The following is a 14,842-nucleotide window of genomic DNA, read 5'->3' as shown; positions in this document are numbered from 1 at the left end:
AGGTATGATTTAAGTTTAAGATTTATGGTCGCTTTGTCAAAGTTTAAAACTTTGATAAAGCTTGGATAATAGAAATTGGCATTTTATAAAAAAATAAATACCTAACAAGTTTTTAAACCTGTTAGGATAGCAACACAGAATATGAAAATAAAAAGTTTAATTTTTTTAGGAATAGTACAGTCCTGTCTTTTTCTAAATGCACAGGTAAAAGCTTTAGATCCTGTAGAATATGTAAACCCGTTAATGGGGACGCAGTCTTTGCATAATCTTTCAAACGGAAATACCTATCCCGCCATCTGCAGACCTTGGGGAATGAATTTCTGGACGCCTCAAACGGGGAAAATGGGCGATGGATGGGCTTATACCTATACGGCAGAAAAAATCAGAGGATTTAAACAAACTCATCAGCCCTCTCCTTGGATGAATGATTACGGTCAGTTTTCGATTATGCCTGTTACGGGGAAATTGGTTTTCACCGAAGACGAACGTGCGAGTTGGTTCAGTCATAAAGCAGAAGTTTCAAAACCCTATTATTACAGCGTTTATCTGGCAGATCATGATGTTACGACTGAAATTACAACAACAGAAAGAGCTGCACATTTTCAGATCACATTTCCAGAAAACGAACACTCTTATATTGTCGTTGACGCTTTTAATAAAGGATCATATATTAAAATTATCCCATCAGAAAATAAAATTATAGGATACACAACCCGCAATAGTGGTGGTGTTCCAGATAATTTCAAAAACTATTTTGTACTCTATTTTGATAAGCCATTTACAGCAAATTCTACTTTTAACGACAAAACTTTAGAAAAAGGAAAATTAGAATTAACGGCTGGACATGCTGGCGCTGTAGTCGGTTTTAAAACTAAGAAAGGTGAAAAAGTAAATGTAAAAATAGCATCATCTTTTATAAGTTTTGAACAAGCTGAATTAAACTTAAAAAATGAATTAGGAAATGCTTCATTCGAAGAAACAGTTTCGCAATCTAAAACAGAATGGAATAAAGTTTTAGGAAAAATTGCCGTAGAAGATACCAATGAAGATCAATTAAAAACCTTTTATTCTTGTTTGTACCGTACGGTTTGTTTTCCTCAAAAACAATATGAAATCAATAAAGACGGCGATATAGTACATTACAGCCCGTATAACGGAAAAGTTCTACCAGGTTATATGTATGCAGGAACTGGATTTTGGGATACTTTCCGTGCTTTATACCCATTGTTAAATCTAGTTTATCCTTCTATAAACAAGGAAATGCAAGAAGGATTGATAAATGATTACAAGGAAGGCGGATTTCTGCCAGAATGGTCAAGCCCAGGTTTTAGAAATGTAATGGTAGGAAACAATTCGGCTTCTGTAGTTTCTGATGCTTATATGAAAGGATTACGCGGTTATGATATCAATACTTTGTATGAAGCTTTACAGCACGGAGCAAATAATGAAGGACCAATGGATGCTGTTGGCAGAAAAGGAGTTCAGTATTACAATACTTTAGGATATGTTCCGTATGATGTGAAGATCAACGAAAATGCAGCGCGAACACTCGAATATGCTTATGATGATTTTGCGATTTGGAAATTGGCAAAAGCTTTAAATCGCCCGAAAAAAGAAATCAGTTTGTATGAAAAGCGAATGATGAATTACAAAAATCTCTATAATCCATCTGTTGGATTAATGAGCGGACGCAATAAAGACGGCAGTTTTCCGGCCAATTTTAATCCGTTCAAATGGGGAGACGCTTTTACAGAAGGAAACAGTTGGCATTACAGCTGGAGCGTTTTTCACGACATTCAAGGTTTAATTGATTTAATGGGAGGAGAAAAGAATTTCACTGCAAAATTGGACGATGTATTTACAATGCCTCCAGTTTTTGATGACAGTTATTATGGAGCTGTTATTCATGAAATCCGTGAAATGCAGATTATGAACATGGGGCAATACGCTCACGGAAATCAGCCAATTCAACACATGATTTATTTATATAATTATGCAGGAGAACCTTGGAAAACGCAATATTGGTCAAGAGAAGTGATGAACCGTTTGTACAAACCAACTCCAGATGGTTATTGCGGAGACGAAGATAACGGACAAACTTCTGCATGGTATATTTTCTCAGCAATGGGGTTTTATCCAGTTTGTCCAGCGACAGACGAATATGTTTTGGGAGCGCCTTTGTTTAAGAAAACAACGTTACAGTTAGAAAACGGAAAACAGCTTATTATCAATGCACCGAATAATTCAGAAACCAACAAATATGTAAACGAATTGAAATGGGATAATGCTTCTCATTCTAAAAATTACATCAACCATTTTGATGTATTAAAAGGAGGCGAATTAAATTTTGATATGACAAGTTCTCCGAATTTAAAAAGAGGTACAACAAAAGAAGCCTATCCATATTCGTATTCAAATTCAAAATAAAAAGATATGCAGTCACGTAGAAAATTTATAAAAAACGCAGGCATTTTTTCCGCAGGAGTATTAGCACTTCAAACAGAAGCTTTCGGATTTAATTCAGATGCCTTTCAGTTGCCGCTAAAAGATTTTGTTTCTAAAAGGCCTCCAGTTGCTGAAAGAAAATTTACAAGTAAAGCGATTGAAGCTGCGATCGTGCGCATTAAAAAACAAATTGCCAATCCAGAATTGGCATGGATATTCGAAAACTGTTTTCCAAACACATTAGATACAACAGTAGATTTTGAAATTATTGACGGAAAACCAGATACGTATGTAATTACGGGCGATATTGATGCCATGTGGCTTAGAGACAGTACAGCTCAGATCTGGCCTTATATTCCGTTTGTAAAAGAAGATCCAAAATTGGCAGAACTGGTAAAAGGAGTAATTAATCGTCAAGCGAAATGTATTTTGCTGGATCCGTATGCGAATGCTTTTTATAAAGATTTCACTAAGGAAAGCGAGTGGAAAAACGATCTTACCAAGATGCAACCCGGAATCCATGAAAGAAAATGGGAAATAGACAGTTTGTGCTATCCAGTCCGATTAGCACACGGATATTGGAAAGAAACGGGAGACATCAGCTTATTTGATGCCAAATGGAAAGAAGCTATGCTTTTGATTCTGCAAACTTTTAAAGAACAGCAGCGAATGGATGGCAAGGGCGGTCCTTATAGTTTTCAGCGTCAGACGGCTTGGGCGACAGATGGAGTTCCGTTAGGCGGTTATGGTTATCCAGTAAAACCTTGCGGATTAATCGTTTCGACTTTCCGACCAAGCGACGATTCTACTTTATTCGGTTACCTGATTCCGAGCAATATGTTCGCTATTGAAATATTAGGCTATCTGATTGAAATTTTCTCTCTTCCAGCTTTAAAAGATAATGATTTAGTAGCGAAAGCCACAAAATTAAGAGATGAGGTTCAAAACGGATTAAAAGAACACGGAATTATCAATCATCCAAAATTCGGAAAAATCATTGCTTTTGAAGTAAACGGTTACGGCAGTTTCCACATGATGGACGATGCTAATGTACCTTCTTTATTATCATTGCCATATTTAGGTGCGATTGCTCCAAATGATCCTTTATATCTTAACACAAGAAAAGTGGTATTGTCTGAAAATAATCCGTTTTTCTATAAAGGAAAAGCAGGAGAAGGTATCGGAGGTCCGCACACAGGAGTTGATACCATTTGGCCTATGAGTATTGTTTTGAGAGCCATTACGAGTGTAGACGAAAACGAAATTAAAGCTTGTATCAGTAATTTAATTAAAACCAATGCAGATACTGGATTTATGCACGAATCGTTCCATAAAGACGATGTCAATAAATTTACCCGTAAATGGTTTGCTTGGGCAAATACATTATTTGGCGAAATGATTGTACATACCAGTGTACATTATCCTCAAATTCTAAAAGATAAAAATATCTAGTACTAAAGCTTAATAATTAAAAATGAATACATCACACGCCATTGGGCTAGATATAGGAGGAACGCATATTACAGCTGCGGTTATTAATAAAACAGAGATGAAAGTTCTTGATTTTTCGCTCTGTAAAGAATCCTTCGATTCGAATAGGCTAGTAGACGAGGTTATGAACATTTGGAAAAAAGTAATCAGCACCTCAATTGAAAATTCTAAGATTAAAGACATTACAGGAATTGCTATTTGCATGCCTGGACCATTTGATTATAAAACCGGAATTTGCTGGATTAAAGATCAATCTAAATATGAACACTTTTACGGATTGAATATTAGAGAATTGCTTCTCGAAACTCTTGGTTTTCCTGCAGATTTTCCAGTTCTTTTTGAAAATGATGCGGTTTGCTTTGGAAAAGGAGAAGTTTTCAAACAACAAGAAAATCTTTCTAAAAAAGTAATGGCAGTTACATTAGGAACAGGATTAGGAGCTTGTTTTATTGATAAAGGAACATCTATCAGCTCAGGAAATTCTGTTCCAACTGACGGAGAAATATACAACCTGCCTTACAGGGATGGAATTGCAGAAGATTATGTTTCAGTTAGAGGTCTTTTGTTGCATTATAAATCTTTGAGCAATAAAGATCTTAATAATGGCTTAGAACTTTATAATCTAGCAAAAAACGGAGATAAGCAAGCAATCTTGGTATTTGAAAGAATGGGAGAGGATTTAGCCGAAGTTGTTATTCCGTGGATTAAAAAATTTGCAGCAGACCATATTATTATTGGCGGTAAAATTGCCAATGCAAGTGATTTGTTTCTGTTTTCATTTGATAAAGTAATTCAGGAATCTGGTTTAAAAATCGAAATTTCCATTTCAAATGACAATGAAATCGCTGCCTTATTAGGAGCAGTCAGTTTTCTATGTGATTAAAAACAAAAAAGGATGAGGTTTAGTTCATCCTTTTTTGTTTTAAGAAGTATAATTTCAAATCCTAGTTTGATATTATTAATGGATGAATACAAGCCAAATAAAAACTATTGTCAGAATTGATATTCAAAGTCATTTAAGGCTTGATTCCACAAGATTTCTTGGATATCCCATGAGCCCCTGTTTGAGGGTGCTTCTAATTTTTGAGCAATTATTATTTTCTCACCGTCAGTGCGCACGTTAATCATACCGTAAACTGTTACTAAACGCTCTTTGTCTATTGGTATGGCTGAAGAAGTTTTGTTTTGAGTTCTTTGCAAAAATTCTGGTGTAGATCTGGAAAGCTCTGTTGAAAATATCAATGATCTTAAACCACGGCTATACTTTCCAATGGTTCCAAGCGTATCGGGACGCGGATGGCAGTGCGGTTCTTCATCTCCACTAGAAATAATGGTGGCAATAGGGTTTAGCGCATCCATAAACTCGCTAGTAAAGTCAGATGAACCATGATGGCAAGATTTGGCTATGTCAGTTTGAAAAACTGTCCTTGCTTGAAGTATTGCGGCACGAAGAGCATTTTCAGCATTCTGTCTTTGAGTTGCAGTGGCTGATTTAAGTGCAGCTCGAAGTGCTGGAATATCTGCTCCAGTATAATGTTTCATCAAATGATCTTCGGCGGGTTCATTTAAATCTCCTCCAAGGAGCAGTTTGACTTTGCCTATTTTAAGTTTTAGAATAATAGAATGACCATTTTTAGTTTTGCCTTTATTGTCTTTAAAAACCTGTAAAGCTCTTTTGCCTTGAATGTTTTCCGCAACAGGTCCTAAAATTTCCATAACTGTATTTTGACTGCCAAGAGCAGGTAGTCCAGCGCGCAGCCCGATTTTATCTGCCGTGGTTTTTAACAGCATTTTAATGTAATTCCCTTGTCCTGTGGGAGAGCTTACTCTGTTTTGAAAGTCTGAGTTATATTCACAAAGATCAGTAATGTAATCTTTACCTTGATGAGAGATTAATGTTCCGAGTGAAGATGGATCTTCTCCGCTTTTTTCGATTATGCAGTTATGATATACTTTTTTTATTGTAAAGGTTTTACGTCCTTCTTTTTCATGCGTGAAAATTTTGGTGAAACCAGCATAATGATCTTCATCTGAATGTGAAATAATGACATCCATGGGAGGTGGAAACTTGCCAGGTTTGTTAAGATTGAATCTCCATTTTAAAAAGCGGAACATATTATCAGAGGCACCTGCATCTATAATGTAATGCTGATCTTCGGGGGTAACTACGTGACAGCCGTCTCCTTGACCGACATCAACAAAATTAACCTCTAGTATTCTGTTGGGCTGTATTTCTTCAGGTCTGATCCAGCCGCTTTGATTTCTTCCTCTAACCTTGACATATTGTTTGTTATTATGTTCTTTGTAGACAGGAAGACCATCAGGTCCTGTTAGAAGACCGATCCAATCTCCAAATAATAAGTGTTTTACCCATTTAAATGTTGTTTTGCCTTTTTTGTCTGTAACATAGTCCATTATTTTTACAGAAGGGAACGTGGCAAATCCATATTTGTTATTGATAATTTTCTGATCCATTTTTTTGTGATATTGGTTAGAAATAGTGTTTTGTTTTTGAGTGCTAATATTTTTGTATTCTTAGTGTTTAAAATATTGATTTACACAAAGTTATTTAAAATGATTCTTGTGGCTTCAAGTATAACTACCTGATTAGGAGCTATGAAAATTAAAGATGCAGTTTTAAAGCCTTACTATATTTGAATCGTGATTCGATAATCTTTAATAGAGCAATAAAATAGCGCACAAAAAAAATTGCGAAACTTTTTGAGAAATTTTGTAAATATTGGATATTCGTGTAAAAGACAATCCCCTTCAAATTATTTAATTTGAAGGGGATTGTTGTATTTCTCGATTTCTTGAAAATATTAAAAAAAAAGCCTCTCACCAGATTTATGGGTTTTAAAGTTAGGAGAAAAAGGGACAAATTTTCCCCATCTCATTTATACTGTTTCTAATTTTTTCTAATGTATTGCGCAACGATTCTGCCATTAACTTTAAAATGTGATGTTTTAATGTGTAATGTATTGCTTTTTAATTAGTTATGGTTCTTTGTTTGATTGAAAAAAAATGCGTTTTTAATTTATAAGGGCGCGAAAAAATCACAAAAATAAAAATGGCAAATAGTGAAATAATTGCCATTTTTAACTCTTACCGAAATTATCTGGCAAGAGTAGCTTCAAACTCTACCTTTAAAGTTTCAAAAAGAGACTTGACTTCCAAAACTGTACTAGTTTGCTGTACCTGATTTTTGCTGAGCCACTGCTGTATAACATCGAAGTTCTCAAATAATTCAGAAGAATCAATGGTATAAATATTGAGACGAACGAGATTTCGAGCTTCATATCCACTTGATCGAATAACTTTTTCAAGATTTTCAATGGTGTGGATAATCTGCGTCCTCATATCAGAATTGCTCGATATTCCGTCTTCACTAATGGCACATTGGCCTGACACATATAAAGTGGCATCTGCATGTTTAACTTCAACTGCCTGCACATAATTTCTGGCATCCTGCCAGTTCCAAGGATTGATTACTTTCTTTTCCATTTCTATAAAAATATTATGAGACAAAGCTCAAGATATTTTTTCATTCACCCGTGTGACAAACCTCACAATTAATAAAATCAAGAGAACAGACGGCTTAAGGTTTCCCTGGACACGCCAAGGTAAGAAGCAAGCAGTAATTTTGGAATTCGTTGTACCAAAGCTGGATTTCGGGCTATCAGCTGCTCATATCTTTCTTTTGCCCCCAAAGTTAAAAATGATAAAATCCGTTGCTGAGAACCGATATGACCGGCAATTGATTTACGAAGGAAAAAGCGTTCTATCTTTTGTAGATAATTACACAACATTTCAAAATTTTCTAGCGATAGACAAAGTAATTCAGTGTCTTCCAAACATTCTAAAGTAAATGAAGCATACCCCCTCATATAAAAGGCCGAAACATCGGTTTCCCACCAATCTTCCATTGCAAATGAAACAATATGCTGTTTAATATTCTTGTCTGTATAATAGAACTTCATAAGACCGGACAAAACAAAGTATATATATTTTACGTCTTCACCCTCCTTAAAAATACATTCAGATTTTTTATATTTCTTGTGAATAAAACATTCTCTTACAAATGCAAATTCTTCGTCAGTAAGGGGAACGACTTTCTCTATATGTTCTTTTAGCAAATTATATTTATCTTCCATTGGATTCTAGGTACCAATTGTGGCTGTTTCGGTTTGTTTTTAATTTATTCCAATCCAATCAAATATACAGCTTTATAAAAATGCCGCTAGTACATTATACAAAGATCTTGGATATGTAAAAATGGAAGATAGGAAATTCCTAAAGCTTTTGCCAGTATAGATTTCCGGTAAACGTACGCTGTCACAACACTCCTTTAAAAAAAAATTACTGAAATGAGCAAATTGTAAAAATTAATTGAATTGAGCTCTATATTGTTGTGGGCTCTGTTTGGTTTTTAATTTAAATAATCTGCTAAAGGATTGAGGCTGTTCAAAACCTAATTCAAATGCAATTTCAGAAATGCTGAGAGCTGTAGCAGATAACTTATTTTTAGCACGATAAATCATTTTATCATGAATAATTTGTTGGGTGTTTTGCCCGGTAAGTTTTCTTAATAGATCACTTAAATAACTTGCTGACATATGCAGCTGATCAGCTAAATAATTAACGGTTGGAACTCCAGCATTCAAGGCCTTATCACTATTAAAATAATCCTCCAGCAACTGATCAATACGATCGGTAAGACTAGAATAGTTTTGTTTTCTCGTAAGAAACTGCCTATTATAAAAACGTTGTGCATAGTTTAGTAATAGTTCAATTTGAGATATGATCACATTATGGCTCATTTCGTCTATACGGTTTTCAAGCTCTTCTTCAATATTTCTGAAGAGCGATAGAATGGTTTCTTTTTCTTTTGTCGAAAGGTGAAGCGCTTCATTGGCAGCATAAGAGAAAAAGGTATACTGATGGATCTTTTGTGCCAATGGGTATTGCAGTAAAAAATCAGGATCTATAAGCAGTGTGATCTGCGGACTAAGTATTTTTTGTTGTGCAGTTTCCTCTTTATCATTATCTTCTATTGAAGATAGAATTTGCTGTGGAGCTACAAAAAACAAACCTCCCTCTTTAAAATCAAATTTAGTCTTGCCGTACATCAACTCTCCTCCGGCATTTGGTTTAAAAGCTATTTTATAATAATTCAACACGTGCGATTTTTTAGGCGCATGGCCTTTAAGCGGCTTGTCCACTCCGTTTAGCAAAACGATTAAAGGGTGCTTTGGAGGCGGAAAACCAGATGTCTCCATTACGTCAGCCAGCGTATTGAATCTTTTTATGGATTGATTCTTTTTTTTTGAAACCATGTTATAAAAATTCTAGAATACAAGTTAAGCAATATTCGCTTTTTCCCTAGAAAAAAAGCGAATAAAAGCACGTCAAAAACATCATAGATGGGATTAGCCTTGAGCTGCTTCTGAAACAGTTTTCCAAGTTTCCCATTCCTGAAGACGTTCAGCATAGGTTTGTTGAATATATGGCAAATCATTTTTACCCAAAAGCAATCTCAATGGTGGATTTTCAGCATCTACAACTGCAAATATAGCCTCGGGAGTGGCAATAGGATTTCCTCGTTCCAGCTTTTGTAAATTTTCAATCAACCTGCTTTTTAAATCATCATAATCCGCTATTTTTTTGCTGGCTATTTTTAGCGATTCGGCACTGCCAAATTCAGTGCTGTATGCCCCAGGTTCAATCAGCGTTACTTTGATGCCAAATGTGGCAACTTCTTTCGATAAACTATCATAGATAGCTTCAAACGCAAATTTTGAAGAACAGTAATAACCAATAAGAGGATTGCTATAAATGCCAACGGCGCTGGATGTCCCCAAAATATGGCCATAACCTTGAGCCCGCAGTATAGGCAATGCCGCCTGAATTATATGGATAGCTCCCATAATATTGGTTTCGTACATGGCCTTTATCTCATCGGTGCTGCTCTCTTCGATGGTGCCCACCAGAGAATATCCTGCATTATTGAACACAATATCTAATCTTCCAAAATATCTATTGGCCTCACTGATGGCATTCTGCACTTGCGAGGCATTGGTTACATCCACTTCAAGAACCAAAACCTGATCGCCATACATTTCTTTTAATGTGGCAATGCTATTGATGTTGCGTGCTGTAGCTGCGACTTTGTCTCCGCGTTTCAGGGCGGCTTCTGTCCATATTTTTCCAAAACCTCTTGAAGATCCTGTAATGAACCAAACTTTTTCTTTCTGTTTATTTTCCATTTTTTAATCGTATAAATATAACGGCAAAGTTGGTTCCAAATAGAGATAATGGCGTTGCTTAAATGAGGATTGTCATAACCAAAACGAAAAATTGATAATTAGATTCGAAAAAGGTAATGTTAAAAACAAGATTTAGAGGGTTTAACTGGCAGGGACGTTGCTGTTTTGGCGCGAATATAATTATTTTGTTTAGATTTTGTTACCTCAAGTTTCTGGATATCAGTATGTTATTCGAAACTTGTTTGTGAAATAAACCAAATTTTGAGTTGAATATTTCCGAACTCACTGCAGATTCGAACCAAAGTTCAGTATCGTTGGTTTTGTTCATTTTTCAATCGCGATTTTGTGCCGTGATTCTCCCACGAAATTTCTGTGCGGTTTTGAAAATATTGAAAAGCGGAATAAAAGAAGAAACCCTGTAAATTTTCTAATTTGCAGGGTTTTCCGTGAATTTTAGTCTTTTTTGTAAACTTTGAAAAGTCTCTTTTTAAGCTCTCAGCGGAGAAAGAGGGATTCGAACCCCCGGACCTGTTACAGTCAACAGTTTTCAAGACTGCCGCATTCGACCGCTCTGCCATTTCTCCAGTATGTCGCTATCATTTTCTGATTGCGAGTGCAAAGATAAGTTGTTTTTTGAATTGTGAAAATTTTTTTTGAACTATTTCTAAAAAAAAATATGCTATAAAAAATAAAAACCCTTAACAAAGTTAAGGGTTTTAAAAGTCAGCGGAGAAAGAGGGATTCGAACCCCCGGACCTGTTACAGTCAACAGTTTTCAAGACTGCCGCATTCGACCGCTCTGCCATTTCTCCAGTATGTCGCTCTCATTACCTGATTGCGGGTGCAAATATAAGACGGTTTTTCGGTTATAAAAATTTTTTTCGGACTTTTTTTTGAAGTTTTTTAAGATAATTTTCAAGTGTCTAATTATCAGTATTTCCGAAAGTGATATTTTTTAAAAAATTAATCTAAATCGTCTAAAATTGGCGTTGGTTTTTTATGTTCGTCGACAGCAACAAACGAAAAAGTTCCTGAAACTACCGTTTCTCGAAGTTCAGTATACATTTGTTCCATAAAAATATCGACATGAATTTTACAGCTGGTTCTTCCAACGCTATCCACTTTTGCTACTAATTCGATTAAAGTTCCTGCGGGAATTGCTTTTTTGAAATCAATTTGGCCTGTAGAAATCGTAACTACTTTTTTACGGCTAAAACGTGTAGCGCAGATAAAAGCAACTTCATCCATTAAATGAAGAGCAGTTCCACCAAATAAAGTATCGTAATGATTTGTTGTACTAGGAAAAACGGCTTTAAAAATACGAGTTTCTGATTTTTGAATTCTTTCTTCTACTGTTCCCATATTAGTAATTAACGTATTCTGTAATTTCAAGTCCGTATCCAATCATACCAACGCGTTTTGTTTGTTCTGTGTTCGAAACCAATCTGATTTTAGAAATATCTATATCATGAAGAATTTGAGCTCCGATACCGTAATCTTTACTGTCAATAATAACCTTAGGAGCTTTTAAAGTTCCGTTAGCTTGCAATGACTTTAGCTCAGAAATTCTGTTTAAAAGGTTAACAGCCGTCATGTCTTGATTGATAAAGATAACAGCGCCTTTTCCGTTTTCATTAATCACTTTAAACATATCATCTAACTGCTGTTCAGCATTATTAGTTAAAGTTCCTAATAAATCGTTATTCACTTGAGAAGAGTGTATTCTGGTCAAAATTGGTTCGCCAAGATTCCAAGTTCCTTTCGTTAAAGCGATATGAATTTGTTTGTTTGTTGTTTGTTCGTAAGCTCTTAAACGAAAAGTTCCAAAACGAGTTTCGATGTCGAAATCTTCTTTTTTAACGATTAAGCTATCGTGCTGCATTCTATAAGCAACCAAATCTTCAATAGAAACTAATTTCAAGTCGAATTTTTTAGCTACTTTAACTAATTCTGGCAGACGAGACATTGTTCCATCTTCGTTTAAAATTTCGCATATTACCCCTGCAGGTTTAAATCCAGCTAGACGCGCAAAATCGATTGCAGCTTCAGTATGGCCTGTTCTTCTCAAAACTCCGCCTTGTTTGGCAATTAAAGGGAAAATATGACCAGGACGAGCTAAATCATGAGGTTTTGTATTTGGATCAACTAATGACTGAACTGTTTTTGATCTATCAGCGGCAGAAATTCCAGTTGTAACGCCTTGTCCTTTCAAATCAACAGAAACCGTAAAAGCTGTTTCCATATGATCTGTATTGTTGGTTACCATTGCGCGAAGATCCAGTTCCTTGCATCGGCTTTCTGTAAGTGGTGTACAAATTAAACCGCGTCCATGGGTAGCCATAAAGTTGATCATTTCTGGAGTTACTTTTTCGGCAGCAGCCAAAAAATCACCTTCATTTTCACGATCTTCATCATCGACTACAATGATTACTTTACCTTGACGAATATCTTCTATAGCTTCTTCAATGGTATTCAGTTGTATTTTTGTTGTTGACATAATTATTTTTGCTTTTGAGCAGGTAAAAACCGCTCAGAGATTTTCTGAATTAGTTGTGAAATCGGAGTTGTAATCGCATCAAAATTAATTAAACCGTTGTCGTTTGTAGCACGATAGGTTAATAAAATTGCTAGAGGAGAGAGTATAAAAGACGACATCCACGATCCCATAAACGGAGTCATTCCGCCTTCTTGAGATAATCTTTTTCCGAATGTATTGATGAAATGGAAAGTAATAAAGATTAAAACCGCGAATACAATAGGAAGCCCAAGTCCTCCTTTTCTAATAATCGCACCAAGCGGAGCCCCAATAAAGAACATTAAGAAACAAGCAAAAGCAATAACAAATTTTTCGTATAACGCATTATAATGTTTGTTGATCTCTCGTTCTTTGTCTTTTAAATCCTTCTGCGTAGTTTCGATAGAATAAATATTGCTGGTAATATTGCTTCCTGCCATTTTTAAAATATCTACTTTATCTTTATTAGAGTAAATAGATAAAACATCGTTCGGAATCGGTTTTTTCTTGATGTCTTTTTGAGAATTTTGAGGGAATTTTTTAATTCCAACTCGCTGATTGATATTTTCAGAAAAAGAAACAATTTCGTTGTCTAAATTTTTGCTCAACGAGTCCAAAGTGTAGCGTAGCTCATTAACATTTAGCATGGCATTTGTTCCTGCAATACTTTCTTTACTATCATCAACTTTGTTTAATTCAGATAAATCGATATTAATAATCTGTGTCTTAAATTTTCCTTTTATAAAAGGCATTTTAGCACGATCCTCATATTTTTTTGGAGTGACATCTTGGTAGTAGTAGCCGTCATTCAAAACTAGTTTTAATATGCTAGATTTCTCGTTGCTGACAAGTTCACCAGTTTTGGCTTTAATTACGGTTTTATTTTCACCCATATTATTCGCTTTCTCATGGATCGTCACACCAGTTAAATGATTGCCGTTTTCTCCAGATTTTTTGTTTACTTTAATATTGTAAGTGCCCACATCATTAAATTGACCCTCAGCAATAGCCATAGCTGGCTTGGCTTGAGCAATGTTTTTTCTAAAGTTGACAAACTTGTATTCGGCATACGGAATCACATTGTTGGCAAACCAAAAAGCAACAATACTTAAAACGAAAATAAAAATAATCAATACTCTCATTGCTCTTTGCAGGGAGATTCCCGAAGATTTCATGGCTGCGAATTCATAGTTCTCGGCTAGATTTCCGAAAGTCATGATGGATGCTAATAGAACCGAAAGCGGTAAAACCAACGGAATAATACGCGGCATAGAAAAAAGCAGGAATTTCACGACCAAAATTAAGTCGAGATCTTTTCCTGCTAGTTCTGATATAAATAGCCATACTGTTTGCAGTATGAATATGAAAAATAAGATTACAAATACCGTGGTAAATGTAAGTAAGAATGTTTTTAATAAGTATTTGTCTAGAATTTTCAACCTTCTGATTAATCTAATTTATTGATGTAGTATTTCGGGTATTTACTCGCTACAAAGGTAAATTGATTTTTTGATAATGGCTGATTGGTTTTAAAAGAATTAACGGTTAAAGTTGTTTTTGTTCCGTTTTTTCCAGTTTCAATCAAATTGTAAATGTGTTTTGTCTGAACGTCAATACCTAACAAAATTTCTTTTCTTTGGTCTTTTCCGCTAGTTGGAACTAATTTGATATATTGAATTTTTCTTCCTTTTACATTCTGAACGATGTCCATGTTGTATTTGTAGCCAGAATTGAAGAAAGTAAGCATTTTTGAAGGAGTAATTGCATTATCATCTTTCTCGTTTACTTTAGAAATGGTAACTTCTTCGTCTTCAGGAACAATAGTGTATGTTTTTTGACCGTCAAAGATTTTAGTAACGCCCATGAAATTCAAAACATATTGATTTCCTTTCATAGTTACGTTTCCTTTACTGTCTTGATTGATATTTTCTTTGGCATTATTCAAAGAATATTTAAAATCGATAACAATATTGTCGTAGCTTTTTATTTTAGAAGTTACTTCGTTCAATAAATCTTTCGCTTTTTTATCTTGAGCCTGAATAGAAGTGAAGCTCAAAAGCAAAATAATTGCCATTTGAAAACACTTTTTAGTCATGTTTGTGATAGAATTGTTGTTGATTTCTTG

General features: G+C 35.1%; 12 protein-coding genes and 2 tRNA genes. 3 read left to right on the top strand and 11 right to left on the bottom strand.

The window, feature by feature from the left end:
* Positions 1-141 precede the first annotated feature (141 nt).
* From BB050_RS02650 to BB050_RS02640, 3 genes are read left to right on the top strand one after another with little or no spacing between them, the layout of a single operon-like run.
* Positions 142-2,427, top strand: coding sequence for a GH92 family glycosyl hydrolase (locus BB050_RS02650; RefSeq protein ID WP_066032502.1), 2,286 nt, complete (start codon positions 142-144; stop codon positions 2,425-2,427).
* Between the two features lie 6 nt (positions 2,428-2,433).
* Positions 2,434-3,897, top strand: a complete 1,464-nt coding sequence (locus BB050_RS02645) for a glycoside hydrolase family 125 protein (RefSeq protein WP_008461997.1) — start codon at positions 2,434-2,436, stop codon at positions 3,895-3,897.
* A 22-nt stretch (positions 3,898-3,919) separates the two neighbouring features.
* Positions 3,920-4,819: an ROK family protein gene (locus BB050_RS02640; protein WP_066032501.1), complete on the top strand. Its 900-nt coding sequence runs from the start codon at positions 3,920-3,922 to the stop codon at positions 4,817-4,819.
* 110 nt (positions 4,820-4,929) lie between these two features.
* On the opposite strand, the gene BB050_RS02635 is transcribed toward BB050_RS02640, so the two are convergent.
* From BB050_RS02635 to lolA1, 11 genes are all read right to left on the bottom strand, one after another.
* A complete protein-coding gene (locus tag BB050_RS02635) occupies positions 4,930-6,411 on the bottom strand; it encodes a ComEC/Rec2 family competence protein (protein ID WP_066032500.1) in 1,482 nt (493 codons plus the stop codon).
* 639 nt (positions 6,412-7,050) lie between these two features.
* Entirely contained in the window at positions 7,051-7,464 is a 414-nt protein-coding gene (locus BB050_RS02630; protein ID WP_335583310.1) for a RidA family protein, read from the bottom strand.
* Positions 7,465-7,517: 53 nt separating this feature from the next.
* Positions 7,518-8,090, bottom strand: coding sequence for a Crp/Fnr family transcriptional regulator (locus tag BB050_RS02625; protein ID WP_066032499.1), 573 nt, complete (start codon positions 8,088-8,090; stop codon positions 7,518-7,520).
* Between the two features lie 231 nt (positions 8,091-8,321).
* On the bottom strand, positions 8,322-9,272 hold the full coding sequence (locus tag BB050_RS02620; protein WP_066032498.1) for a helix-turn-helix domain-containing protein: 951 nt from the start codon (positions 9,270-9,272) through the stop codon (positions 8,322-8,324).
* A gap of 93 nt (positions 9,273-9,365) precedes the next feature.
* Positions 9,366-10,202, bottom strand: coding sequence for an SDR family NAD(P)-dependent oxidoreductase (locus BB050_RS02615; protein ID WP_008462003.1), 837 nt, complete (start codon positions 10,200-10,202; stop codon positions 9,366-9,368).
* Between the two features lie 499 nt (positions 10,203-10,701).
* A tRNA-Ser gene (locus BB050_RS02610) sits at positions 10,702-10,786 on the bottom strand.
* A 143-nt stretch (positions 10,787-10,929) separates the two neighbouring features.
* A tRNA-Ser gene (locus BB050_RS02605) sits at positions 10,930-11,014 on the bottom strand.
* 151 nt (positions 11,015-11,165) lie between these two features.
* On the bottom strand, positions 11,166-11,564 hold the full coding sequence (locus BB050_RS02600; RefSeq protein ID WP_008462012.1) for an acyl-CoA thioesterase: 399 nt from the start codon (positions 11,562-11,564) through the stop codon (positions 11,166-11,168).
* Position 11,565: 1 nt separating this feature from the next.
* Positions 11,566-12,699, bottom strand: coding sequence for a 3,4-dihydroxy-2-butanone-4-phosphate synthase (gene ribB, locus BB050_RS02595; protein WP_008462014.1), 1,134 nt, complete (start codon positions 12,697-12,699; stop codon positions 11,566-11,568).
* Positions 12,700-12,701: 2 nt separating this feature from the next.
* Positions 12,702-14,156, bottom strand: coding sequence for an LptF/LptG family permease (locus BB050_RS02590; RefSeq protein WP_066032497.1), 1,455 nt, complete (start codon positions 14,154-14,156; stop codon positions 12,702-12,704).
* An 8-nt stretch (positions 14,157-14,164) separates the two neighbouring features.
* On the bottom strand, positions 14,165-14,791 hold the full coding sequence (lolA1, locus tag BB050_RS02585; RefSeq protein WP_472342905.1) for an outer membrane lipoprotein periplasmic chaperone LolA1: 627 nt from the start codon (positions 14,789-14,791) through the stop codon (positions 14,165-14,167).
* Between the last annotated feature and the right edge of the window lie 51 nt (positions 14,792-14,842).

The sequence above is a fragment of the Flavobacterium anhuiense genome (assembly GCF_001705175.1).
Taxonomy (GTDB): Bacteria; Bacteroidota; Bacteroidia; order Flavobacteriales; family Flavobacteriaceae; genus Flavobacterium; species Flavobacterium anhuiense.
The sequence above is the reverse complement of the archived record's forward strand: the minus strand, read 5'-3'. Positions and strand labels throughout refer to the sequence as shown.